Origin of the sequence: Mangrovicoccus ximenensis, from assembly GCF_003056725.1 — a bacterium.
Taxonomy (GTDB): Bacteria; Pseudomonadota; Alphaproteobacteria; order Rhodobacterales; family Rhodobacteraceae; genus Mangrovicoccus; species Mangrovicoccus ximenensis.
Genome location: NZ_QBKZ01000014.1, coordinates 243,374 through 265,993, shown reverse-complemented (window position 1 = coordinate 265,993; position 22,620 = coordinate 243,374). Strand labels below are relative to the sequence as shown.

At 67.5% G+C, this 22,620-nt stretch carries 24 protein-coding genes and 1 pseudogene; 18 read left to right on the top strand and 7 right to left on the bottom strand.

From position 1 onward, the window contains the following. Window positions 1-42 precede the first annotated feature (42 nt). The 4 genes from C7T91_RS33595 to C7T91_RS15430 all read left to right on the top strand — a co-directional run bounded on the left by C7T91_RS33595 (window position 43) and on the right by C7T91_RS15430 (window position 4,498). Window positions 43-1,500 carry a hypothetical protein gene (locus C7T91_RS33595; RefSeq protein ID WP_201742115.1) on the top strand — a complete coding sequence of 486 codons (1,458 nt, stop codon included), beginning with the start codon at window positions 43-45 and terminating at the stop codon, window positions 1,498-1,500. After that, complete coding sequence (coaE, locus tag C7T91_RS15440) at window positions 1,497-2,090, top strand: dephospho-CoA kinase (RefSeq protein ID WP_269101633.1); 594 nt, start codon at window positions 1,497-1,499, stop codon at window positions 2,088-2,090. The genes C7T91_RS33595 and coaE overlap by 4 nt, the downstream gene beginning before the upstream one ends. Beyond that, window positions 2,083-2,820 (top strand): DNA polymerase III subunit epsilon, encoded by a 738-nt coding sequence (gene dnaQ / locus C7T91_RS15435; RefSeq protein WP_108260014.1) that lies wholly within the window; start codon window positions 2,083-2,085, stop codon window positions 2,818-2,820. Before coaE ends, dnaQ begins: the two co-directional genes overlap by 8 nt. A gap of 160 nt (window positions 2,821-2,980) precedes the next feature. Beyond that, window positions 2,981-4,498, top strand: a complete 1,518-nt coding sequence (locus C7T91_RS15430) for an acetyl-CoA hydrolase/transferase family protein (RefSeq protein ID WP_108260013.1) — start codon at window positions 2,981-2,983, stop codon at window positions 4,496-4,498. A gap of 56 nt (window positions 4,499-4,554) precedes the next feature. Here C7T91_RS15430 and secB read toward each other — a convergent pair whose 3' ends face one another. Together secB and C7T91_RS15420 are read right to left on the bottom strand one after the other, a co-directional pair. Then, a complete protein-coding gene (secB, locus tag C7T91_RS15425) occupies window positions 4,555-5,049 on the bottom strand; it encodes a protein-export chaperone SecB (RefSeq protein ID WP_108260012.1) in 495 nt (164 codons plus the stop codon). Between the two features lie 158 nt (window positions 5,050-5,207). Next, a complete protein-coding gene (locus C7T91_RS15420) occupies window positions 5,208-5,723 on the bottom strand; it encodes an FxsA family protein (protein ID WP_108260011.1) in 516 nt (171 codons plus the stop codon). A gap of 94 nt (window positions 5,724-5,817) precedes the next feature. Between C7T91_RS15420 and C7T91_RS15415 the strand changes: the two genes are divergently transcribed. From C7T91_RS15415 to C7T91_RS15400, 3 genes are all read left to right on the top strand, one after another. After that, window positions 5,818-6,480, top strand: a complete 663-nt coding sequence (locus C7T91_RS15415) for a Tim44/TimA family putative adaptor protein (protein WP_108260010.1) — start codon at window positions 5,818-5,820, stop codon at window positions 6,478-6,480. A 219-nt stretch (window positions 6,481-6,699) separates the two neighbouring features. Then, entirely contained in the window at window positions 6,700-7,197 is a 498-nt protein-coding gene (locus C7T91_RS15405; RefSeq protein WP_108260009.1) for a multicopper oxidase domain-containing protein, read from the top strand. Between the two features lies 1 nt (window position 7,198). Then, window positions 7,199-7,618: a hypothetical protein gene (locus C7T91_RS15400; RefSeq protein ID WP_108260008.1), complete on the top strand. Its 420-nt coding sequence runs from the start codon at window positions 7,199-7,201 to the stop codon at window positions 7,616-7,618. Between the two features lie 375 nt (window positions 7,619-7,993). Here the strand turns inward: C7T91_RS15400 and C7T91_RS15395 are convergent, their stop codons facing one another. Beyond that, complete coding sequence (locus C7T91_RS15395) at window positions 7,994-9,019, bottom strand: LacI family DNA-binding transcriptional regulator (protein WP_108260007.1); 1,026 nt, start codon at window positions 9,017-9,019, stop codon at window positions 7,994-7,996. Between the two features lie 191 nt (window positions 9,020-9,210). Between C7T91_RS15395 and iolG the strand changes: the two genes are divergently transcribed. The 7 genes and pseudogenes from iolG to C7T91_RS15360 all read left to right on the top strand — a co-directional run bounded on the left by iolG (window position 9,211) and on the right by C7T91_RS15360 (window position 16,161). After that, a complete protein-coding gene (gene iolG, locus C7T91_RS15390; protein ID WP_108260006.1) occupies window positions 9,211-10,233 on the top strand; it encodes an inositol 2-dehydrogenase in 1,023 nt (340 codons plus the stop codon). Window positions 10,234-10,363: 130 nt separating this feature from the next. Continuing rightward, the gene (locus C7T91_RS15385) at window positions 10,364-11,287 is read left to right on the top strand and encodes a sugar ABC transporter substrate-binding protein (protein WP_108260005.1); all 924 of its coding nucleotides are present in this window, start codon (window positions 10,364-10,366) and stop codon (window positions 11,285-11,287) included. 61 nt (window positions 11,288-11,348) lie between these two features. Beyond that, the gene (locus C7T91_RS15380; RefSeq protein ID WP_108260004.1) at window positions 11,349-12,458 is read left to right on the top strand and encodes an ABC transporter permease; all 1,110 of its coding nucleotides are present in this window, start codon (window positions 11,349-11,351) and stop codon (window positions 12,456-12,458) included. After that, window positions 12,458-13,275, top strand: a pseudogene (locus tag C7T91_RS15375) (ATP-binding cassette domain-containing protein). Before C7T91_RS15380 ends, C7T91_RS15375 begins: the two are co-directional and overlap by 1 nt. A gap of 59 nt (window positions 13,276-13,334) precedes the next feature. Beyond that, window positions 13,335-14,450 (top strand): Gfo/Idh/MocA family protein, encoded by a 1,116-nt coding sequence (locus C7T91_RS15370; protein WP_108260003.1) that lies wholly within the window; start codon window positions 13,335-13,337, stop codon window positions 14,448-14,450. 11 nt (window positions 14,451-14,461) lie between these two features. After that, entirely contained in the window at window positions 14,462-15,379 is a 918-nt protein-coding gene (gene iolE, locus C7T91_RS15365; RefSeq protein ID WP_108260002.1) for a myo-inosose-2 dehydratase, read from the top strand. Window positions 15,380-15,381: 2 nt separating this feature from the next. Next, on the top strand, window positions 15,382-16,161 hold the full coding sequence (locus C7T91_RS15360; RefSeq protein ID WP_108260001.1) for a TIM barrel protein: 780 nt from the start codon (window positions 15,382-15,384) through the stop codon (window positions 16,159-16,161). Between the two features lie 42 nt (window positions 16,162-16,203). Here the strand turns inward: C7T91_RS15360 and C7T91_RS15355 are convergent, their stop codons facing one another. The 3 genes from C7T91_RS15355 to C7T91_RS15345 all read right to left on the bottom strand — a co-directional run bounded on the left by C7T91_RS15355 (window position 16,204) and on the right by C7T91_RS15345 (window position 18,810). After that, the gene (locus C7T91_RS15355; protein WP_108260000.1) at window positions 16,204-16,611 is read right to left on the bottom strand and encodes a DoxX family protein; all 408 of its coding nucleotides are present in this window, start codon (window positions 16,609-16,611) and stop codon (window positions 16,204-16,206) included. Window positions 16,612-16,730: 119 nt separating this feature from the next. After that, entirely contained in the window at window positions 16,731-17,090 is a 360-nt protein-coding gene (locus tag C7T91_RS15350; RefSeq protein ID WP_330848850.1) for a DUF6880 family protein, read from the bottom strand. Window positions 17,091-17,259: 169 nt separating this feature from the next. After that, window positions 17,260-18,810: a 2-isopropylmalate synthase gene (locus C7T91_RS15345; RefSeq protein ID WP_108259998.1), complete on the bottom strand. Its 1,551-nt coding sequence runs from the start codon at window positions 18,808-18,810 to the stop codon at window positions 17,260-17,262. Window positions 18,811-19,084: 274 nt separating this feature from the next. Here C7T91_RS15345 and C7T91_RS15340 point away from each other — a divergent pair, with 274 nt between their 5' ends. Continuing rightward, the gene (locus C7T91_RS15340) at window positions 19,085-19,687 is read left to right on the top strand and encodes a YdcF family protein (protein ID WP_108259997.1); all 603 of its coding nucleotides are present in this window, start codon (window positions 19,085-19,087) and stop codon (window positions 19,685-19,687) included. Here the strand turns inward: C7T91_RS15340 and C7T91_RS15335 are convergent. Further along, the gene (locus C7T91_RS15335; protein WP_108259996.1) at window positions 19,684-20,334 is read right to left on the bottom strand and encodes an SdiA-regulated/phytase-like domain-containing protein; all 651 of its coding nucleotides are present in this window, start codon (window positions 20,332-20,334) and stop codon (window positions 19,684-19,686) included. The genes C7T91_RS15340 and C7T91_RS15335 overlap by 4 nt on opposite strands. 1,048 nt (window positions 20,335-21,382) lie before the next feature. Here C7T91_RS15335 and C7T91_RS15330 point away from each other — a divergent pair. From C7T91_RS15330 to C7T91_RS39545, 3 genes are all read left to right on the top strand, one after another. Continuing rightward, window positions 21,383-21,769, top strand: coding sequence for a hypothetical protein (locus tag C7T91_RS15330; protein WP_236638255.1), 387 nt, complete (start codon window positions 21,383-21,385; stop codon window positions 21,767-21,769). Then, the gene (locus C7T91_RS15325) at window positions 21,762-22,265 is read left to right on the top strand and encodes an HlyD family secretion protein (RefSeq protein ID WP_108259994.1); all 504 of its coding nucleotides are present in this window, start codon (window positions 21,762-21,764) and stop codon (window positions 22,263-22,265) included. The genes C7T91_RS15330 and C7T91_RS15325 overlap by 8 nt, the downstream gene beginning before the upstream one ends. A 90-nt stretch (window positions 22,266-22,355) precedes the next feature. Further along, window positions 22,356-22,592, top strand: coding sequence for a transposase (locus C7T91_RS39545; RefSeq protein ID WP_407943300.1), 237 nt, complete (start codon window positions 22,356-22,358; stop codon window positions 22,590-22,592). Window positions 22,593-22,620: the final 28 nt, after the last annotated feature.

Sequence of the window (22,620 nt, the reverse complement as noted above, 5' to 3'; positions counted from 1 at the left end):
CCGGACGCCAAGTGAGCCGCGCGCATCGAGGAGGAGCATGCGATGCCTGACATCGAGGACATGACACCGGGCGAGGTGCTGGCCGAGGCCAGCGTCGCCGAGTTCATCAAGGCGCTGGGGCTGTCGATCGCCGAGGCGCAGCGGGCGCTGGACGAGAATTCGGTCGACCAGATCGGCGAGTTCATCAAGCCGCGCGAGGGGCTCGACGGCAAGTCGCTCCTGGATCTGGGGCTCAGCCCGGCCTTCTACCATTACCAGCATGCCGATATCAGCTGCTCGATGCAGCTGTCGCTGAAGGTAGAGAAGGACCTGAGCGTCGGCGTGAACCTGTCGGGGAATTTCTCGGACACGACGACGAATTCGACCGATGCCTCGTCTTCGGAAAGCTCCTCGGAAAGCGGGTCGTCCACCGTCACGCGGGAACGCTCGGCGCAGATGGAGATCCAGTCGGCCTCGACCGGCGCGGTGACGATCGGCGGGCAGAACTTTCCGCTGACGGGCGGCGATCCGCTGGAACGGATCCGGGCGCTGCAGCGGGCGGTGACGGCGGATGCCCAGGCGGGCGTGCCGCGGATGCTCTACCGGCCCTCGGACCGGACCTTCGCCATCACCACCGATGCCGCGCCGGAAAAGGTGCAGGTGACCGACAAGACGGTGACCTTCCTCGGCGGCGGCTTCGACCGGGCGGTGATCCAGGTCGATGCCGACAGTGCGACGGATTACGTGTTCAACCCCTCGACCACGGTCTCGACCACGGCGCAGGGCTCGGTGCCGAGCTATGCCGACCACGTTGCGGCGCAGGTCAATGCTGCGGGGATCGCAGCCTTCGTCAACGCGCCCGGCGATCCGCTGAAGACGGTGCATTTCAAGACCGGCGAGCACCATCTGGAGACCTTCACCGCCGAGGGGCAGGAGCGCAACAGCGATTTCGCCCGGCGGATCATGGACCTGGCGCTGTTCATCAAGCAGCACAACCTGAATGTCGAGATCGAGGGCTTCGCCGACGCGCAGCGCTACCGCGGCCAGACCAGCGCCGAGAGCGCGCAGAGCAACCGCGACCTCGGCGATGCGCGCGCCCGCGAGATGCAGCGCCACCTGCTGGCCAACGGCGTGCCGGCCGGGCAGATGACCATCGTGCCGCGGGCGCGGGCCGAAACGCTGGCGGCGGCCTTCGGGCCCAAGGTGCGGGTGCTCGACTGGGGCGAGACCGGGCCGGCTCTGGACGGGGCGGCGACGGTGGTGAACACGACCTCGCTGGGCATGGCCGGCCAGCCGCCCTTCGATCTCGACCTGTCCGGCGTCCATCCCGGCATGCTGGCGACCGACATCGTCTATACGCCGCTCGAAACGCCGTTCCTGCAGGCGGCGGCGCGGCGCGGCGCGCGTATCGTCGACGGTCTGGGCATGCTGCTCTGGCAGGGGGTGCCTGGCTTCAACCGCTGGTTCGGCGGCGACGCGCAGGTCACGCCGGACCTGCGCACGCTGATGCTGGCACCGTGAGCCGGCCTGTCCGCCTTGGCCTGACCGGCTCGATCGGGATGGGGAAATCGACCACGGCGAAGATGTTCGCCGAGCTTGGCTGCGATGTCTGGGATGCCGATGCCGCGGTGCACCGGCTCTATGGTCCGGGCGGGGCCGCCGTGCCGGGGATGCAGGCGCTGCACCCGGAGGCGGTGATCGACGGGGCCGTGTCGCGGGACAGGCTGAAGCAGTGGATCGCGGCCGATCCGGACGCGCTGAAGCGGATCGAGGCGCTGGTCCATCCGCTGGTCGCGGCCGACCGGGCCGGCTTTCTCGCGCAGAGCCGCGCGAAGGTCGTCGTCTTCGACATCCCGCTGCTCTTCGAGAACGGCACGGAACGCGAGATGGATGCCGTCGCCGTCGTCTCCGCGCCGGCGGAGGTCCAGCGCGCGCGCGTCCTGGCCCGTCCCGGCATGACCGAGGCGACGTTCGACATGATCCTGTCGCGCCAGATGCCCGATGACGAGAAGCGCAGGCGGGCCGATTACGTCATCGAGACGGTGGACATCGACACCGCCCGCGCGCAGGTTCGGGCGGTGATCGACGATCTGGAGGCAAGCCATGCGTGAAATCGTTCTCGATACCGAAACCACCGGCTTCGATCCGGATACCGGCGACCGCGTGGTGGAAATCGGCGCGGTGGAGCTGTTCAACCACCTGCCCACCGGCCGCCAGTACCATCAATACATCAACCCGGCGCGCGGCATGCCGGCCGAAGCCTTCGGCGTCCACGGCATCGGTCCCGACCTGCTGAACCCGCCGCGCCCGGCGGAGGGCAAGGAAGTCACGCTGAAGGACAAGCCGCTTTTCGAGGAGATCGGCCAGGCCTTCCTGGATTTCATCGGCAATGACGCGCGGATCGTCGCGCACAATGCCGCCTTCGACCACAGGTTCCTGAATTTCGAGCTGACCCGCATGGGGCTGCCGCCGATCGCGGCGCCGCGGGTGGTCGACTCGCTGGCCATCGCCAAGAAGCGCTTTCCCGGCTCGCCGGCCTCGCTCGATGCGCTTTGCCGCCGCTTCGGCATCGACAACTCCAACCGCGAGCTGCACGGCGCGCTTCTCGACAGCGAAATCCTCGCAGAGGTCTACCTGGAACTGATCGGCGGCCGCCAGCCGGGGCTTGAGCTGGCCGCGGGCCGGCGCGGCCGCGATGACCAGAGCTTGGACACGAACTGGAAGCCGGCGCCGCGCGCGAATCCCCTGCCCCCGCGCCTGACCGGGGACGAGCGGGCCGCCCACGAGGCCTTCGTGGCGAAGCTGGGCGATGGCTCGGTCTGGGCGAAATTTTCCGGGTGACCATGGGTAAAACCCGGTTTCAGTTATGCACGTAGTGCATACCGCCATGCTAGTGAACCAAAAATAAAGGAAAATTTCCGACAGAGCAATTTTATCATTTGCAAGCTGCGCGTCCTCGCTGTTCCAAAGGAATACCATTGCATGCACAAGGGAGGACCACGTGCTACAGCAGGCTCGCATTCGGAACCTTGATTTCCAATCCAAAGTCATGAGCGCAGAGGACGCCGCGCGCCTCATTTCCAACGGCTCCACGATCGGCATGAGCGGGTTCACCGGCTCGGGCTATCCCAAGGCCGTCCCGCTGGCCCTGGCCGCGCGCATCGAAGAGGAACACGCCAAGGGCAATCCCTTCCGCGTAAAGATCTGGACCGGCGCATCGACCGGCCCCGAGCTAGATGGCGCGCTGGCCAAGACCGACGGCATCGAATTCCGTCTTCCCTACAATTCGGATCCCATCGCGCGGCAGAAGATCAATGCCGGGCAGATGGAGTATTTCGACATGCATCTCAGCCAGGTCGCTCCGATGGCCTGGGAAGGTTTCCTCGGCAAGCTCGACACGGCCGTGATCGAGATTTCGGGGATCACGCCGGCGGGCGAACTTGTCCCGTCTTCGTCCGTCGGCAACAACAAGACCTGGATCGACATCGCCGACAAGATCATCCTCGAGGTGAACGCCTGGCAGAGCTCGATGCTCGACGGCATGCACGACATCTATTACGGCACGGCATTGCCGCCGCACCGCAAGCCGATCCCGCTGGTGAATTCGGATGACCGGATCGGGCAGCCGTATTTCAAGGTCGATCCGTCCAAGGTCGTCGCGGTCGTGGTCACCGATGCGCCGGACCGGAACGCGCCCTTCTCGGCGCCGGACGAGACCGCCGAGGCGATTGCCGCGAACATCCTCGACTTCCTCGTCTGGGAGGCCAAGCGGGCCGGTCTGCCGCCGTCGCTGCTGCCGCTCCAATCGGGCGTCGGCAACGTGCCGAACGCGGTGATGGCCGGTCTGATCGACACGCCCTTCGAGCAGATGACCGCCTTCACCGAGGTGATCCAGGACGGCATGCTCGACATGATCGAGGCCGGCACGCTGCGCATGGCCTCGGCTACGGCGTTCTCGCTCTCGCCGGAGAAGGCGCTCTATTTCAACGAGAATGCCGCGCGCTTCCGTGACAAGCTGATCCTGCGGCCGCAGGAGATCTCGAACAACCCGGAGCTCGTGCGCCGGCTCGGCTGCATCGCGATGAACGGGCTGATCGAGGCCGATATCTACGGCAACGTGAACTCGACCCATGTGATGGGCTCGCGCATCCAGAACGGCATCGGCGGCTCGGGAGACTTCGCCCGCAACGGCTATGTCTCGATCTTCATGACGCCCTCGACCGCCAAGGGCGGCGCGATTTCCGCCATCGTCCCGCAGGTCGCCCATGTCGACCACATCAACCAGGACGTCCAGGTGATCGTGACCGAACAGGGACTGGCGGACCTGCGCGGCCTGTCGCCGAAGCAGAAGGCCAAGCTGATCGTCGAGAAATGCGCCCATCCCGCCTACCGGCCGATGCTGGAGGACTACATGGCGCGCGCCGATAAGGAGAGCTACGGCCTGCATGCGCCGTCTCTCCCGCGCGAGGCGCTGAGCTGGCACCAGCGGTTCATGGATACCGGCAGCATGAAGCTCTGAAACAAAAAAGGGAGCGCCGCGGCGCTCCCTTTCCCTATCTGCGGTGCCGGTTGGCGTCAGTTGACGACCGGGGCCTCGGCCGGCTGCTGGGCAGCCGCGCGGCGGGCGATCTCGTTGCGGTAGATTCCCATGAAGTCCACGTTTTCCAGGTTCAGCGGCGGGAAGCCCCCGTCGCGGGTCACGTCCGAGACGATGCGGCGGACGAAGGGGAACAGCATGCGCGGGCACTCGATCATCAGGAACGGGTGCAGCTGGGCTTCCGGGACGCCTTCGATCTGGAAGATGCCGGCATAGTCCAGATCCATGCGGAACAGGACGTCGTCGCTGTCCTTGTTCTTCGAGGTGACGGTGAATTTCGTCTGGACCTCGTACTGGTTGTCGGCCGGACGCTTCTTGGCGTCGAGGTTGACCTGAACCTGGACGTCGGGCTTCACGTCGCCCTGGACGCCCTTTTGCGCCACGATGTTCTCGAAGGACAGGTCGCGGATGAACTGGCCCAGGATCTGCATCTTGACCTGGGGTTGCTGCGGGGCTGCGCCGTTCTCGGCCATGAGGTCTCTCCCGTTGGAATGTCCCGCAAGGTGTTATCAGGAAGCCCCGGTCCCCTCAATGGCGGCGATCGGGTAACTTCGGCGCAGCCAGGGCGGAAAATGCCGCGCATGCAGCGGTTTGCGGCGGAATGCGCCGCAAAACCGTTACAATTCAATGGTCACTTGCGGGTCCAGCCCGAGGGCGTGTCGCCCGGACGCGGCGGCAGCTCGTCGGGATCGATCTCGGTGAACTCGCCGTCGATCGTGTCGCTGCGCTGCGGACCGCGGCGATGGCCGGCCGGCCCGCCGCCCATGCCGCTGCCGCCCATGTTCATGTAGACGCCCTGCATCTTCACGTTGCGGCGCGCCCAGTCGAAGGCAGCCATCCGTACCTGCGGGATCAGAAGCAGGAAGCCCGTCGCATCGGTGAAGAAGCCGGGCGTCAGCAGCAGCGCGCCAGCGAAGAGGATCATCGCGCCATGGACCATGTGCTCGGCCGGATTGCCGTCGCCGGCCATGGCGCGCTGCAGCTTCTGCAGCACCTGCCCGCCCTGCTTGCGCATCATCGCATGGCCGATCATGGCCGTGAGCAGCACGATCGCCAGCGTCGGCCACAAGCCGATCAGGCCGCCGACCTGGATGAACAGGCCGATCTCGATCAGCGGCACGGCGATGAATGCGATCAAGAGCCACATCTGGGCGCTCTCCCTTTTCTCTGGTCCGGTGGACTTGGGTGTATCGAGCCCTTACATAGGGGAGACACCCGGGCGTTACCACCAGAGGCTGCCAATGAGCTCATCCCTAATCGAACTTCTCGTGCTTGCAGGCATCGCGATCTTTCTGATCGTGCGCCTGAAAAATGTCCTGGGCACACGAGATGGATTCGAGAAGCCGCCCGTCCAGGCGCCGGGCCCGGCTGCCGAGCGTCCGCGCCCGGATTTCGAGGTGATCGAAGGCGGCCCCGACCGCGACATCATCGACCATGTCGAGGCCGGCAGCGATGCCGCCGAGGCGCTTGCCAAGATGAAGGCCGCCGAGCCGGAATTTGTCGTGGGCGAGTTCCTCCAGGGCGCGCGCGGCGCCTACGAGATGATCCTGATGGCCTTCGAGCGCGGCGATCTCTCCGAGGTGCGCGGCTTCCTTGCCCCTGAGGTGCATGACAGCTTCCTCGACGTGATCGAGGAGCGCGAGCGCCAGGGCCTGAGCATCGATGCCAATTTCGTCGGCATCCGCGAACTTGCGCTGGTCGGCGCCGAGTTCAACGACGCCACCCGCGAGGGCGAGGTCACGGTGCGCTTCGTCGGCGAGCTGACCTCGGTCGTGCGCGACGTCAACGGCACGGCTGTCGAGGGCGATCCGAACATGATCAAGCGCCAGCGCGACGTCTGGACCTTCGGCCGCGTGATGGGCAGCGAAGATCCGAACTGGCAGCTCGTCGCCACCGGCGCCTGAGAGGACCCCTGACGTCATGGCAAGGAAGAGGCGCGGCCTGAGCGAGGAGGATCGCGCCATCTGGGACCGGGTGGCGTCCTCCGTTACGCGCCGCGGTCCCGAGCTTCCCCCGGCCCCGCCCGAAGACCGGGCGGCGCCCCCCAAGACCCCGGCGCCGCACCCGGCCCGCGAGGCCATCCCGGCGGGCCGCGCCCCGAGAAGCTGCTGGCCACGCTTGCCGTGGCGGGCGAGCCGATGGACGGGGCGCTGCCCGGCAAGCTGGTCGCGCCGCCCGTCATCCCCGCCCATGCCCGCGAGGTGGTGAACACCCGCACGGTGACCTTCCAGGGCAACATCGCCACCGTGCCGGTGCAGTTCTTCCTCGATGGCAAGCCCTTCAGCGCGGCGCGGATCGACCAGGCGGTGCTGGCCGGGACCACGGAGGAATGGCTCCTGGTGAACCAGGACGTGTTCCGCCATCCGTTCCACATCCACGTCAATCCCTTCCAGGTGGTCGAACTGAACGGCGCGCCCACCGGCGACGACAGCTGGTGGGATACTTTCGCGCTGCCGCCGCTGGGCAGTGCGAAGATCCGCATCTACTTCCGGCCCGACGTGACCGGGCTGACCGTCTATCACTGCCATATCCTGCCGCATGAGGATAACGGCATGATGGCCAACCTGCTGATCTACGGCGACCTGCCCGCGGGGTTCGGTCCGTCCGCACATGGAGGCTGACATGGCACGTTTCGCGATTCCGGTCCTGTGGCTGCTCGCGGGGCTGCCTGCCGCGGCGCAGGAGGCCCGGCCCTTCGTCTTCACGCAGGCCCATGACAACACGGTCCAGCCGGTTGCTGAGGGCGCTGCGGTGGAGGTCCAGCTGCCGGCCGGGCCGGTCACCTGGGTGCTCGACCCGGTCACCCGCAATGCCGAGCTGACCGGCATTCGCACCGTCGCGTCTCCCGGCCGGGTGCCGGGGTCGCTTGCGGTGCAGGTCTTCGACTTCGTGCTGCGCGGGTCCGGCCCGGCGGTGATCGTGCTGCGCCCGGAGGGACGGCCGGCAACCGTTATGCATGGCCATCACCGGCGGGACGGCACCCATGGTCGCGCCTTTGCTTCGCCGCTGACGCTGACGCTGGACCCGGTGGCGGCCGACTAGCCGGGCGCAGGCCTGTCTTTCATGGGAGCCATGCAAGCGCGGGCCGGGCGTAATCCGGTTCCGCGCGCGTCCTGCGCCGGGACAGGCGCGCCGCCGGCCTCCGTTGCCACCGGACGGGCGATGCTCTTGCCGGGACCTCCGCTGCTTGGACCCGGTCCGGGCAGCTGCGTTGGGCGGCGCGGCCCGCTCCGGCATGACCGCCGCCCGATCGCAGTTCCGGAAACTCTGCTTCGATGTGCCGGGCGCAATCTTGCAGCCCTGCCGGACCGAGTTCGGCATCCCCGAGGGCCCGCAGCAGTGCAAGCAACCCAATTTGGTCCCGGAGGGCAAGTCCGCTCCCGGCCCGGGTTCGCCCGGACCCTGTCGGCCACCGGGTCAGGCGCTGTCGCGGGGGACGATCCCGCCTTCGAAGAGCCGGGTGAAATCCCGGTCTTCGCGGCTCTCGAGCACCTCGACGAGATATTCCGCCATCTCGGCCACCGGCTGCCGGTAGCTCGACAGCTGGTAGTTCAGCCCGCCGGCCGGCGGGATGTCGTCGAAGCCGATGACCGCAATGTCGCCGGGAATGCGCCATCCCAGCCGGTGGCGGATGACATCCATTGCGCCGATCGCCAGCGCGTCGTTCTCGCAGACCAGGATGTCGGGCAGCTCGCTGCGGCCGCGCCCGCCGAGTTCGGCTGTCACCACTTCGGCCGCCAGCTGCGGATCGTAGGCCGCGACCGAGGCGCAGTCCGGCACGGTGCCGAAGCGTTCCTGCCAGAAGGCCATGAAGGTCTCCTTGCGCTTGAGATGGGCCGAGGATGTCCGCGGTCCGGCCAGGAACATCGGCCGCCGGTAGCCGCGCTTCGCGACATAACCCGCGATATCCTGCATCGCCTTCACGTCATCGACCGCGATGGAGATCGTGTCGGGGCTCTGCGACGTGCGCGCGAAGATGATCAGCTTCCGGAAGCGGCGGGCATGGGCGGCGGTCTTGAGCACCTCGTCATCGAACTGGATGCCGATCAGGATCACCGCATCGACCCGGCGCTGGCTGGCATTGATCAGCGCCGAACCCGCATCCTCCTTGTCGAGCGTGTTGACCAGAAGCGTGTCCCAGCCTGCCCGGCGCAGCACGCGCGTCAGGGTCTCGAGCATCACCAGCTTGTGCGGGTTGGCGAAATCGTCGACCAGAAGCGCCACCAGATGCGACCGGTCCGAGGCCAGGCTCGCCGCGCGCAGGTCGGGGACATAGCCCAGCCGTTCGGCCGCGCGCATCACCTTCTCGCGGCTCTTCGCCGAGATCGAGGCGTCCTTCTTGAAGGCACGGTTCACCGTCCAGCGCGACACGCCGGCCTCGGCGGCCACGTCGTCGGCGGTGATGTTGCTCCCCGCCGGGGCGGTCCGTTCGATCTCTGTCATCGGGTCTCCTCTCCGGTCACCATCATAAGCGGGAAACCGTGAAGGGTGTAGCTCTGACCGAAGGTCCGCCCGGCTTTGTGCACGCGCGTGCAGAAAATTTGCTCACGGGTGCAAAAAGTCTTGCACGCGGGTGCAGAAATTGCGACCAATCTCCGGGAAAGCGGCGGGAGGCCGCGATTCGGGAGGAATACATGCTCAGAGTTGGGTTGCTCGGTGCCGGCCGCATTGGCCAGGTGCACGCGGTGAACATTGCCGGTCACGCGAAAAGCGAGCTGGTTGCGGTGTCGGATGTCTTCGCGGCGGCCTCGGAGTCGCTGGCGGCGCAATTCGGTGCCAAGGCGGCCAGTTCGGACGAGATCCTGGCCGATGACAGCATCGACGCCGTGCTGGTGGCGACTTCGACCGACACCCATTCGGACCTGATCGAGAAGGCCACTGCCGCGGGCAAGGCCGTGCTCTGCGAAAAGCCGGTCGACCTGTCGCTGGCCCGGGCCCAGGCCTGCCAGCGGAAGGCCGCGGAAACCGGCAAGCCGGTGATGATCGGCTTCAACCGCCGCTTCGACCCGAATTTCGGCGCGCTCAAGGCCTCGCTCCTCGCGGGCGAGATCGGCAAGGCGGAGCTTCTGTCGCTGACCTCCTTCGATCCGGCACCGCCGCCGGTGAGCTACATCAAGGTCTCGGGCGGCCTGTTCCGCGACATGATGATCCATGATTTCGACATGGCCACCTTCCTGATGGGCGAGGCGCCGGTCTCGGTCCAGGCGGTCGGCAGCGCGGTGGTCGATCCGGCGATCGGCGAGGCCGGGGATGTCGACACGGCTGTGGTCACGCTGACCTATGCCGACGGCCGCATCGCGGTGATCAAGAACAGCCGCCGCGCGGTCTACGGCTACGACCAGCGGGTGGAGCTGCTGGGTTCCGAAGGCCTGCTGCAGGCCGCGAACATGCTGGAGAACACGGTCTCGAAATCGACCGTGGCGGGCGTGGTCAGCGCGAAGCCCACCTATTTCTTCCTCGAACGCTACATGCCGGCCTATCTGCGCGAATGGGACGCCTTCGTCACCGCCGTGCTCGAGGGCGCGCCGATGCCGGTGACGCTGGAGGACGGGATCACCGCGCTGGCCCTGGCCGAGGCGGCGACGGAATCGGCGAAGACCGGCCGCCCGGTGGCGCCCGCGGCCGCCCTGCCCGCTGCGGCAGAGCCGGTGGCGTAACCCGCCATCCGAGATTTCCTGTCGGGGTGCCGGAGGGGGCGTCCCGCGCAGGCGACGAATGCGCCGGTCCGCAAGGGCCGCGCAACGGCAGCGCATTTCCGCTGCCCGCATATCCAAAGGGAGGATACCAATGAAGACGCTTCTCGCTTCCGTGGCCGCCGCCGCGACCCTTGCCGCCATGCCGGTCCTTGCCGCCGACATCATCGTCGTCGCCCATGGCCAGGCAAACGACCCGTTCTGGTCGGTCGTCAAGAACGGCGCCCAGGCAGCGGCCGAACAGACCGGCGCCAATGTCGACTTCCGCTCGCCCGAGACCTTCGACATGGTGCAGATGAGCCAGATGATCGACGCCGCGGTGAACCAGGAGCCCGACGGGCTGGTGGTTTCGATCCCCGACGCCGACGCGCTGAGCCCGGCGATCGAGCGCGCCGTCGCGGCCGGCATCCCGGTGATCTCGATGAACTCGGGCGGCGATGTCGCCCATGACCTGGGCGCCAAGCTGCATGTCGGCCAGTCGGAATTCGATGCCGGCGTCGCCGCCGGGAAGAAGCTGGCCGAAATGGGCGGCACCAAGGGCATCTGCGTGAACCAGGAAGTCGGCAACGTCTCGCTCGACCAGCGCTGCGAGGGCTTTGCCGAGGGCTTCGGCCACCCGGTGCAGGTGATCCCGACCATGAACGATCCGGCAGAGGTGCAGGCCAAGGTCCGCGCCGCGCTCGACAGCGATGACGAGGTCGACACCGTGCTGGGCCTCGGCGCCTCGCTGGTGGGCGAGCCTGCGGTGGCCGCGGTCGAGGCGATGGGCCTGACCGGCGAGGTGCTGGTGGCCTCCTTCGATCTCTCGGCCGGCTTCCTGCAGGATGTCGCCGACGGCAAGGCTGCCTTCGCCATCGACCAGCAGCAGTTCCTGCAGGGCTACCTGCCGGTCGTCTTCCTGGCGATGAACGCCGAATACGGCCTGATGCCGGGCGGCGACGTTCCCTCCGGCCCGAACCTGGTCACCGAGGAGGCTGCGGCCCAGGTGATCGACCTTTCCGCCCAGGGCATCCGCTGAGCCCCGCCCCGGCGCAGGCCGCGTGCCCGCGCCGGGTTCCCAGACACAGAGGACCCCTGCCATGCCAACGGATGCTGCCCTGACGATGGAAGACGAACGCATCAAGACCGAGCCCTTCGTCGCGCGCCTCATGAAACGACCCGAGCTTGGCGCCGTCGGCGGCGTCATCCTGGTCACGATCTTCTTCTTCATCACCGCCGACCGCTCGATGTTCACGCTGTCGGGCATCATGAACTTCCTGACCCCCGCCGCCCAGCTCGGCATTCTCGGCATCGCGGCCGCCATGCTGATGATCGGCGGCGAATTCGACCTGTCGATCGGCTCGATGGTGGCCTTCGCCGGGATGATCTTCGGCGCGCTGACCGTCAACCTGGGCCTGCCGCTGGTCCTGTCGATCCCGCTGACTTTCCTCTTCGCGGGCCTCGTCGGCGCTGCCAACGGCTGGATCGTGATCCGCTCCGGGCTGCCGTCCTTCATCGTGACGCTGGCCGGGCTCTTCATCCTGCGCGGCGCCTCGCTGGTCGGGCTGAAGCTTTTCACCGGCGGTTCCACCCAGCTGCGCGGCGTGCGCGAGGCGGTCGAGGGCGATTTCCTGACCCCGGTCTTCTCGGGCGATGCCTTCGGCTTCGTCTTCAACTGGCTCGCCTCGGTCGGCCTGGTCGACACCTTCCGCTCCGGCCTGCCCAAGGTGCCGGGCATCCCGGTCGAGATCCTCTGGTTCGTCCTCGTCGCGCTGGCCGCCACCTATGTCCTGCTGCGCACCGCCCGCGGCAACTGGATCTTCGCGGCCGGCGGCGACCGCAACGCGGCCTCGAATTCGGGCGTGCCGGTCAACAAGGTCAAGATTTCGCTCTTCGTCTGCACCGCCTGCGCCGCCGCGCTGGTTGCCATCATCACCGTGATCGACAGCGGATCGACCGATGCCCGCCGCGGCTTCATGAAGGAATTCGAGGCGATCATCACGGCCGTGATCGGCGGCTGCCTGCTGACCGGGGGCTACGGCTCGGCGATCGGCGCCTTCTTCGGCGCGATCATCTTCGGCATGGTCACGATCGGCCTGACCTACACCAATTTCGACCAGGACTGGTTCCAGGTCTTCCTCGGCGGCATGCTGCTGATCGCCGTGCTCTTCAACAACGCCATCCGCAAGCGCGTGACGGGGGAACGCTGATGACCATCGACACCAAGTTCCACCATGGCGATCCGGTCACCCATGCGCCGATCGTCGAGATGAAGGGCATCGAGAAGCATTTCGGCAATGTCATCGCGCTTGCCGGGGTCAGCTTCGACATCCGCCCCGGCGAATGCCACTGCCTGCTGGGCGACAACGGCGCGGGCAAGTCGACCTTCATCAAGACCATGTCGGGCGTCCACAAGCCGACCAAGGGCGAGATCCTCTTCGAGGGCAAGCCGATGTCGTTCTCCAGCCCGCGCGACGCGATGGAGGCCGGGATCGCCACGGTGTTCCAGGACCTCGCGATGATCCCGCTGATGAGCGTCACCCGCAACTTCTTCATGGGGCGCGAGCCGAAGAAGGGGAAGGGCCTGTTCGAGCGGATGGACATGGACGCGGCCAATGACATCTGCGTCGAGGAAATGCGCAAGATGGGCATCAACCTGCGCGGCCCCGACCAGGCGGTCGGCACGCTTTCGGGCGGCGAGCGCCAGACGGTGGCCATTGCCCGCGCGGTCTATTTCGGCGCCAAGGTGCTGATCCTCGACGAGCCGACCTCGGCGCTCGGCGTGCGCCAGACCTCGAACGTGCTCGCCACCATCGACCGGGTGCGCAAGCAGGGCGTCGGCGTCGTGTTCATCTCGCACAACGTGCGCCACGCGCTGGCCGTCGGCGACCGCTTCACCGTGCTCAACCGCGGCAAGACGTCGGCACCGCCACCCGCGGCGACATCACGCCCGAGGAGCTGCAGGACCTGATGGCCGGCGGCCAGGAACTGGCGCAGCTCGAAGGCTCGCTCGGCGGCACGATCTGATCCTCCCCCGGCGGGCCGTTCTCTCCCGGCCCGCCACCCTTCCCTTTCCAGGTGCAGCAATGACCACTCCGATGCCCGACCGCCCGCTGGGGGTCTGCCTGATCGGCACCGGCTTCATGGGCAAGTGCCACGCCATGGCCTGGCGCAATGCCGCCACGGTGTTCGGCGGCGCCCATCCGCGGCTGGAGATCCTCTGCGACATGCCCGCCGACCGGGCCGACAGCTTCGCCGCGCAATTCGGCTTCGCCCGCGGCACGGACGACTGGCAGGCGGCCGTCGCCGATCCGGCGGTCGATGTCGTGTCGATCACCACCCCGAACGGCCTGCACCGGCCGATGGCCGAGGCGGCGCTCCGGGCCGGCAAGCATGTCTGGCTGGAAAAGCCGATGGCGCTGACCCTCGCGGATGCCGAAGCCATGGCGGCGCTTGCCGCCGCGCATCCGGACCAGGTGACGATCCTCGGCTACAACTACCTGCGCTCGCCCGCCTACCAGGAGGCGCAGCGGCTCGTCGCCTCGGGCGCCATCGGCACGCCGCACAGCTTCCGCGGGGTCTATGACGAGGACTATTCCGCAGATCCGGACCTGCCCTGGTCCTGGCGGATGACCCGCGAAGGCGGCGGTCTCGGCGCGCTCGGCGATCTCGGCTGCCATCTTGTCAGCCAGATGGTCGGGCTGATGGGGCCGGTCGCCGAGGTGACCGCGATCACCTCGACCCCGATCGCGATGCGTCCCTCGCCCGAGGGGCCGCAAGCGGTCGAGAATGACGACACTGCCCATGCCATCCTGCGCTTTGCGAGCGGCGCCACCGGCAGCTTCGCCACCTCGCGCATCGCGCCGGGGCGCAAATGTCGCCTGCACTGGGAAATCCACGGCTCGGAGGGCACGCTGTCCTTCGACCAGGAAACGATGAACGAGCTCTGGCTGCATCGCAGGGGCGAGCCGGGCCTGACCCGGCTCCTCACCGGTCCCGAGCAGCCCGACTTCGCTGCCTTCTGCCCGGCGCCCGGCCACAATTTCGGCTTCAACGAGCAGAAGGTGATCGAGGCGCGCGATCTGCTCAGCGCCATCGCGGGCGGAAAGAACCGGGGCCCGGATTTCGCCGCCGGGCTCGCCATCGAACGCATCATCCACGCCATGGCCGCCTCCGAAGGCCGCCCCGTGGCGCTACCCTGAAGGACATCTCCATGATCCGTTTCGGCACCAACCCCATCGCCTGGGCCAATGACGACGACCAGAGCATCGGCCGCGACATCCCCACGGCGCGCATCCTAGAGGAAGCCGGCCACCTGATCGGCTTCGACGGGATCGAGAACGGCCATCGCTGGCCGGAGGACCCGGCCGAGCTGAAGGCGCTGCTCGGCAGCCATGGCATGGCCTTCATCTCCGGCTGGTACTCGACCGAGCTGCTGACGCGGTCGCTCGAGGACGAGATCGCCGCCGTGCAGCCGCATCTGGCCAAGCTCAAGCACAATGGCTGCGCCGTCTGCATCGTCTGCGAGACCTCGAACGCGATCCATGGCGACCCCGAGAAGCCGGTGAACGGCAAGCCGGTGCTGAGCGCCGGGGAGATGGCGGATTTCGGCGCCAAGATCGAGGCCTTCGCCGCCTATCTGGCCTCCGAGGGCATCACCCTCGCCTATCACCACCACATGGGCACGGTGGTCGAGACGCCGCAGGAGATCGACGCCTTCATGGAAGCGACCGGGCCGCACACGCATCTGCTGTTCGACGCCGGGCACTGCACCTTCGGCGGCGGCAATCCGGAGGACGTTCTGAAGCGCCATGTCGCGCGCGTCGCGCATTTCCACGCCAAGAACATCCGTCCCGATGTCACGGGGCGGGTCCGCGCCGAGGGCCTGAGCTTCCTGCAGGGCGTGCTGGCGGGGGCCTTCACCGTGCCGGGCGACCAGGAGGGCGCGATCGACTTCAAGCCGCTGCTGCAGATCCTTGCCGACAATGGCTATGACGGCTGGATCGTGATCGAGGCCGAGCAGGACCCGGAGGTCCGCAATCCCCTGCTCTACCAGACGCTGGGCCTGCACACGCTGAAGCGCATCGCCGCCGAGACCGGTCTGGCCAACCGCGCCGGCAAGGCGGCCTGACGATGACGGCATTCCCGCTTGCCGCCTGCGCCGAGATGCTCTGGCAGGACCGGCCGATCGAATGGCGCTGTTCCCGGCTGAAGGAGCTGGGCTTCGGCGTCGGCCTGTGGAACTGGCCGGATCACGACCTGGCGAAGCTCGAGGCCACCGGCGCCGAGTTCAGCATCATGAACGGCTACCTGACCGGGCGGCTGGCCGATGGCGAGGGCGCCGACGAGCTCCTGCGCTCGGCGCGGGAAACTGCGCAGGTCGGCAAGCGGCTGGGCGTGGCGCGGCTGAACCTGCACGGCACCGGGCTGGGCGAAGGCGGCCTGCCGGTCGTGCCCTGCGAAACCGTGACCGGGGCGATGTGGCTGAAGGCGCGCGACACGCTCTGCCGCATCGCCGAGATGGCCGATGAGGAAGGCGTGACCTTCACGCTGGAGAACCTCAACCTGCCGGTGGACCATCCGGGTGTGCCCTTCGGCCGGGCGGAGGACACGATCGCGCTGGTCGCGGCGGTGGATCATCCGCGGCTCAAGCTCAATCTCGACCTCTACCATGTGCAGATCGGCGAGGGGAACCTGATCGAGTGCTGCCGCAAGGCGCTGCCGTGGATCGGCGAGGTGCAGGTCGCGGACGTGCCCGGCCGCTGCGAGCCGGGCACCGGCGAGATCAACTATGCAGGCGTCGCGCGGGCGCTTTCGGAGATGGGCTATCGCGGTCCGGTTGGAATGGAGGCCTTCGCGTCCGCCGATCCCGAGGCAGCGCTCGAGGCCTTCCGTGCGGCCTTCACGCTTTGAGCGGACCGGCCGGGGCTGCCCTGCCCCGGCCGTCCCGCGGGATCAGTGCTTCGCGGACTTGCCCAGCGACTTGCGCTTGGCATCGAGCGACCAGGGGCCCGGCCCCGCGACGCAGAGATAGAGGAAGACGAAGCAATAGGTGGCCGCCAGCTCGCCGCCATTGACGATCGGGAAGAATCCCTGCGGTGCGTGGACCATGAAATAGGCCACGGCCATCATGCCCGACAGCACGAAGGCGACCGGACGGGTGAAGAGCCCGACAACCAGGAGGATGCCGCCGCCGAATTCGAACAGCCCGGCAATCCCGGGCATGGAGCTGACATCGACGCCGCTCATCGGAGTTTCCGGCCAGCCGAGCAGCTTGGTGAAGCCGTGCTGCAGGAACAGGAGCCCGGTGACGGCGCGCAGGAGCGACAGCAGGTGCGGCTCCAAACGGGACAGGAACGACATGGTTTGACCTTTCTGGTTTGATCCACCTCATCATCCTGCCACGGATCGGTGATCGCGTGCACATATCCGATTTCGTCTCGCGCCGCGCCGTTGCGCGCATGCCTCAGCGGCAGGCCGGGTCAGTCCCCGGCAAGCTGCCAGAAGCCGTATTTCCGGCCGTGCCGCTTTTTCAGCTGCGCGGCGAAGGCGGCATGATCGGGGAACCCGCCGAAATCCCCGACCTGCGGGGCGGCGGACGCGCAATCCGACAGATGGCGCGCAGCATGGCGGTAGCGCTTCGACTTGCCGCCGTCGAGCGTGTCCTCGATCATCGCCCGGCGCAGGAGCGTGGCGGCAAGCGGGTGCTTCGCGTCGAGCATCTCCGCTGCCGCGCCCAGCGTGTCATAGGCATTGCCGTCGAGCTCGGCGGCGCGTGACAGCACCAGCCGCGCCGCGCGCTCGGGCGCGGGCCACGCTGGGTCAGCGCGCCGTCGCCGCAGCCGAGGTCGAGGATGGCCTCGCCCGGGGCGGGGGCGAGGGCCGCGAAGATGTCCGAGCCGCGCTCGGCGACGAAGCCTGCGTGATGCGCATAGCCAGCCGCATCCCAGGCCTGTCCGGCCCGGGGCGTGTCAGTTCCGCTCATCGGGAATGGCCGGCGAGGCGGGCGCCTCAGCCGACATCCTTGTAGCTGACCGGACGGCCGGCGCCGCGCTTGACCATCAGCCGGTTCAGCGCGCCGACATAGGCCTTGCAGGAGGCGACCACCGTGTCGGTATCCGCGCTCTGGCCGGTGACGATGCGGCCCTCTTCCTCCATCCGGACCGAAACCGTCGCCTGCGCGTCGGTGCCCTCGGTGACGGCATGGACCTGGTAGAGCTGCAGGCGCGCATTGTGCGGCACCAGCTTCTTCACCGCGTTGAAGGCGGCGTCGACCGGGCCGTCGCCCTGGGCGGTGACCTGGTGGTCCTTGCCGTCGATGGTCAGGATCAGGTCGGCCGATTGCGGCGCCTCGGTGCCGCAGATCACCCGCAGGAACTTGACCTGGATGCGGTCCAGCTCCTCGCCCGCCACGGTGTCGCGCATCAGCGCGACCAGGTCGTCGTCATAGACTTCCTTCTTGCGGTCGGCCAGCGCCTTGAAGCGCACGAAGACATCGGCCAGCTGGTTGTCGGCCAGGTCGTAGCCCAGGTCCTTCAGCTTCTGGCGCAGCGCGGCGCGGCCGGAATGCTTGCCCATGACCAGGTTGGTCTCGGTCAGGCCGATATCGGTCGGGCGCATGATCTCGAAGGTCTCGGCATTCTTCAGCATGCCGTCCTGGTGGATGCCGGATTCATGCGCGAAGGCATTCTTGCCGACCACCGCCTTGTTGTACTGCACCGGGAAGCCCGAGACGGTCGCGACCAGGCGGCTGGCCTTCATGATCTTGGTCGTGTCGATGCCGGTGGCGAAGGGCATCACGTCGTTGCGGACTTTCAGCGCCATCACGACTTCTTCCAGCGCGGTGTTTCCCGCGCGTTCGCCCAGGCCGTTGATCGTGCACTCGATCTGGCGCGCGCCGGCCTCGACGGCGGCCAGCGAGTTGGCCGTCGCCATGCCCAGGTCGTTGTGGCAATGCGTGGCGAACACGATCTCGTCGGCGCCGGGCACCTCGCGGATCAGCATTTCGATGATCTTCGCGGATTCGCGCGGCACGGTATAGCCGACGGTGTCGGGGATGTTGACCGTGGTGGCCCCGGCCTTGATGGCGATCTCGACGACCTTCTTCAGGTAGTCGGGCTCGGTGCGGGTGGCATCCATCGGCGACCACTGGACGTTGTCGCAGAGGTTGCGGGCATGGGTGACGGTCTCGTGGATCCGCTCCGCCATCTGGTCCTGCGTCAGCTGGGTGATGTCGCGGTGCAGAGGCGAGGTGCCGATGAAGGTGTGGATGCGCGGCCGCGCGGCGTGGCGGATCGCCTCCCAGCAGCGGTCGATATCCTTGAAATTGGCGCGGGCCAGGCCGCAGATCACCGAATTGACGGAGTTCTTCGCGATCTCGCTGACCGCGGCGAAGTCGCCCTCGGAGGCGATCGGGAAGCCGGCCTCGATGATGTCGACGCCCATTTCGTCGAGCAGCGCGGCGATTTCCAGCTTCTCGGCATGGGTCATGGTGGCGCCGGGGCTCTGTTCGCCGTCGCGCAGGGTCGTGTCGAAAATCAGCACGCGGGGCTGTTCGGTCATGGGTCTTGTCCTGTCTTGCGCCTCGATGGACGCGATCTCTTTTCCGTTGGGTGAGTTTGGCGCGGCGGATACCCCTGAGCGGTCGCGCCGAATGGCACGCTCAGAGGCGCGTAAGGAGAAGGAGAGCCAGGGACAGGATCTGTGCGCGGTGTGCCATGCCCGGGGTTATAGCGCGTGAACCACGAATGAAAAGCGAAAACTGCCCCGGCGGGGCGATGGACGCCGGGCGGGCAATCGCCTAAGTCTCGGGCAGTCGGAGAGTGAGGAACAGTCCATGCGCTGGGTGACGGCGATGCTCGGGGCAGGGATAACCGTGGTTTACGGGCCGCTTGTCTGGCTCTGGCTGACCGTGCCGATCGCCTCCGTCGAGACCGCGCGGCCCGCCGATGCAGCGTTGATCTTCGGGGCGCTGGTGCGCGACGGCTCGATCTCGCCGCTGCATGCCGAACGCCTGGATACCGGCATCGCGCTGCTCGATGCGGGCAAGTCCGGCGTGATCGTGGTCTCGAACGCGCAGCGCGCGGCGGCGATCATGAAGGACTACCTGCTGGAAAGGGGCGTGCCCGATGCGGCGGTCGAGGTCGATGGCGAGGCGCTTTCGACGCCGGATACCTGCGTCAGCGAGGCAGCGCGGGCAGGGGCGCGCCGCGTGCAGCTGGTCAGCCAAGCCTACCATCTGCCGCGGATCGCGCTGCAATGCCGGCGCCTGGGCGTCCGCGGCCAGTATGTGGCCGCGATCCGGAAGGAGGGCGACGAAGGCACTTCGCTCTGGACCAAGATCCGGGTGCGGTCCTCCCGCCACACCCGCGAAGCGCTTCTGGTCTGGGCCGAGCTGCTCGGCCAGTACCGGGAGCTGGAGCGGTCTTCCGCTCCCTAGCCGCGCGGCGCCGCCGGGGCGGGCAGCGCGGACAGCACGCAGCCGCCCAGATCGTTGGCCGATGCCGATGCCGGCGCGATGTCGTCATCGCCGGTCGGCTCGTAGGAGAACGCCGCGATCCGGTCGCCGTCGTCATAGGCGATGAAGACCGTGTTGGTGTCGGGCTGGATCGTGATGCCCTCCGCATCGTAGCCCCAGCCGGCCAGCGGGATCACGTCGAGCAGCTGGCCCTGGGCGTTGAACTCGAACAGGCTGTCCGAGGCATCGGCATCGTCGACCACCAGGAAATGGCCGGAGCGCGGGTCGCGGGTGATGCCCTGCGGTTCCATCAGCGGCGAGGCCTGGGAGGCGCCGTCGACGCGCTGCATCACCGTGCCGTCGGAGCTGACCCGCACCAGCTGGGCGATGCTGTCGTCGGCGACCCAGTATTCGCCGGTCTCGTGGTCGACATAGAGCCCGTCGGTGTCCATCAGGATGCTGGCCAGGCGGAACGGTTCGCCGGCAGGGCGGCCGCCGCGGTCGACCCGCTGGTAGAGGCCGTTTCCGTCCGACAGCACCAGATCCTCGCCGTCGATCGCGATCGCGTCGACGCGGCTCAGTCCGGCCTCGAAGCTCATGATCTCGTCTCCCCAGGGGGAGATGAGCACGACGTTTCGGGACTCGCTTGCAACCCAAATTCCGCAATACCGGGCGTCATAGGTCAGACCGGAGGGGCCGGAATGGGAGAAGCTCCGCAAAAGGGTCAGTTCTGCTGATACAGCTGGCAGCGCGGCCGTCAGCAGGGCGAGGGCGGGGGCAACAAGGGCTGTGATCTTGGTCATGGAATAAGGGTGGAGGGCTGACCCTTTCCGGAGAATTACGACATCGGTCGCAGGCTCGTGGCAGATTGCCACGCTGCGCTGCAGCGACGGCTTCCGGGGGCGGTTTCCGTTGCGAAAAGGCAAGGGGCGCGCCGCTGGTTCGGGGCTGGTTGCGCACAGGCTTCGGAGCTTTCCGCGAGGGCTGCCCCGGCCCGGCGTGCCGATGCCCCGGCGTGCCGAAGTGTCTAGGCTGCCGGTCGGTGGCTGCTCCCGAGGCCATCTGCGCAGTGCTTGGGGCCATGCGGGGCGGTTCCGTGTAACGGGAATATGAAAATCAACCACTTCCTGCTTGGCCTGCGGAACAACGCCTGCGTCGCTTTGCAGGCGTTGCCGCGGACGGAACTGTGCCCGGCCGACGGGCGCCGCCGTCCTTTGGCAGCCGCCGGAGCCGGGGCTCCTTCGATCTCGCGCGCCTTTGCCCAGCCCGCACGGGAAGTGCCCGGCGGCGCTTTCCGGTCCGGCATGGATTTGAAACCGCATCACCGGCGGTTGCGCTGCGTTGCGGCGAGCGTTCGTCCGCCCTGTCCGGGCGCCAACGGAGCCGCCGCGGCGCAAATTCCACCCAGGGTTGAAATTCTGCTCATTTTGTGGACATGCGTGCATGATTTGAATGGAAAACAGGCACATTTGGCCGGGTGGCTCCGGATGATTCGGCTGTCCAGGGCCCGGGCAGGTGTTGCTGCTTCGCGGCATTGGCCGGTGTCGATCTCCGTCCTGCGGCAACTTCCGGTAACCCGCTGCCGGGGCTTTGTGCTAGGCCGGAGGGACGAGGCTGCAGTGCTGCCCGGCCCGGATCGCGGGCGCGGGGCGGGGGAACGATAGGAGGGCATGCATCGTGGAGAGTGCAAACGGGCTGGTGCCGGAGCACCTGCCATTCTTCATAACCGGACCGGGACAGACCGACACGCTGTTCACCGTCATTACCGTCTTCGTCATCCTCGCGGTGCTGGGGCTCGGCGTGTTCTACCTGCACCTGCATTCCATTCCCGACCGGATGGCACATACGGTGAACCACACGCAGCTGCAGCTGATCGGCATCCTGACGCTGATCGCGCTGCTGACGCACAACAACCTGTTCTGGGTGATCGCCATCGTGATCGCCGCGATCAATCCGCCGGATTTCATCTCGCCGCTGAACTCGATGGCCCGCTCGCTGCGCCGCCTGGCCAGGGAACCCGAGCCCGAGCCGGAGCCCGCGAAGGAGGCGCCGCCCCATGTTTGAGTTCATCATCTGCTCGATGCTGACGATCCTGCCGGACTACCTGTTCCGCCGCTATGGCCAGGGCAAGCGCATCGGCAAGGAGATCAACCTCTATTCGATGTGGTTCGAGCTGCGCTACGGCATCGTGTCCTGCGCGGTGCTGACCATCTCGCTGATCACGGTGATCTTCTACTACCACCCGGCGACGACCAACATCACCTCCTTCTACCGGACCGTCACCATCCTGCCGGAGAATCCGGGCCGGGTGACCGAGATCATGGTGAAGAACTTCGACCAGGTGGCGCCGGGGCAGCCGCTGTTCCGGCTCGACGATTCCCGCCAGCGCGCCGCGCTGGAGGCGGCGCGTTCGCAGCTTGCCGAGGTCGAGGCGGCGATCCGGGTCGGCGCCTCGGAAATCGCGGCGGCCGAGGGCCAGGTCTCGCCCCCGCCGGAGGATTTGCCGCTGGCGCGGACCGGTCCGAACGCTCCGGCTCCGGCCCCGTCGCGACGGCGCTGATCCTGACCTTTCTGCCCGGGATCGGAAGGCGCGACGGAACGCAGGCCGCAAGCCCCGCAGGGCTTGCCCCTCCAGCCGCGGCTCCGGCCAGTGGAAAGGCAGGGCCTTCATCAGCGGGGGCGCAAGCCGTTGCGGGATGCGCTCTGCAGGCCTGCCGTCGTCGCGATGCGCTTCAACCCCGATCTCAAGGCCAGGCACGCCCAGCCCCGCGAGGCCGGGACAACCGCAAAGGTTGCCATCGCCGCGCTCATGCGAAAGCTCCTGCCCACCGCCAGCGCGCTGGCGAAAGCCGGCGGGCTGCGGACCCCAAAAGCCACTTGCGAATGACGGATGCTCGCTTCCGATCCGCCGCGCG

Coding starts and splice junctions, on each gene's coding strand:
- iolG (WP_108260006.1), top strand. CDS start 9,211: ATGCTCAGAGTTGGGTTGCTCGGTGCCGGCCGCATTGGCCAGGTGCAC.
- C7T91_RS15420 (WP_108260011.1), bottom strand. CDS start 5,723: ATGTGGCTCTTGATCGCATTCATCGCCGTGCCGCTGATCGAGATCGGC.
- C7T91_RS15395 (WP_108260007.1), bottom strand. CDS start 9,019: ATGACAGAGATCGAACGGACCGCCCCGGCGGGGAGCAACATCACCGCC.
- C7T91_RS15400 (WP_108260008.1), top strand. CDS start 7,199: ATGGCACGTTTCGCGATTCCGGTCCTGTGGCTGCTCGCGGGGCTGCCT.
- C7T91_RS15325 (WP_108259994.1), top strand. CDS start 21,762: ATGTTTGAGTTCATCATCTGCTCGATGCTGACGATCCTGCCGGACTAC.
- dnaQ (WP_108260014.1), top strand. CDS start 2,083: ATGCGTGAAATCGTTCTCGATACCGAAACCACCGGCTTCGATCCGGAT.
- C7T91_RS15360 (WP_108260001.1), top strand. CDS start 15,382: ATGACGGCATTCCCGCTTGCCGCCTGCGCCGAGATGCTCTGGCAGGAC.
- C7T91_RS15345 (WP_108259998.1), bottom strand. CDS start 18,810: ATGACCGAACAGCCCCGCGTGCTGATTTTCGACACGACCCTGCGCGAC.
- secB (WP_108260012.1), bottom strand. CDS start 5,049: ATGGCCGAGAACGGCGCAGCCCCGCAGCAACCCCAGGTCAAGATGCAG.
- C7T91_RS33595 (WP_201742115.1), top strand. CDS start 43: ATGCCTGACATCGAGGACATGACACCGGGCGAGGTGCTGGCCGAGGCC.
- iolE (WP_108260002.1), top strand. CDS start 14,462: ATGATCCGTTTCGGCACCAACCCCATCGCCTGGGCCAATGACGACGAC.
- C7T91_RS15355 (WP_108260000.1), bottom strand. CDS start 16,611: ATGTCGTTCCTGTCCCGTTTGGAGCCGCACCTGCTGTCGCTCCTGCGC.
- C7T91_RS15380 (WP_108260004.1), top strand. CDS start 11,349: ATGCCAACGGATGCTGCCCTGACGATGGAAGACGAACGCATCAAGACC.
- C7T91_RS15385 (WP_108260005.1), top strand. CDS start 10,364: ATGAAGACGCTTCTCGCTTCCGTGGCCGCCGCCGCGACCCTTGCCGCC.
- C7T91_RS15415 (WP_108260010.1), top strand. CDS start 5,818: ATGAGCTCATCCCTAATCGAACTTCTCGTGCTTGCAGGCATCGCGATC.
- C7T91_RS15370 (WP_108260003.1), top strand. CDS start 13,335: ATGACCACTCCGATGCCCGACCGCCCGCTGGGGGTCTGCCTGATCGGC.
- C7T91_RS15340 (WP_108259997.1), top strand. CDS start 19,085: ATGCGCTGGGTGACGGCGATGCTCGGGGCAGGGATAACCGTGGTTTAC.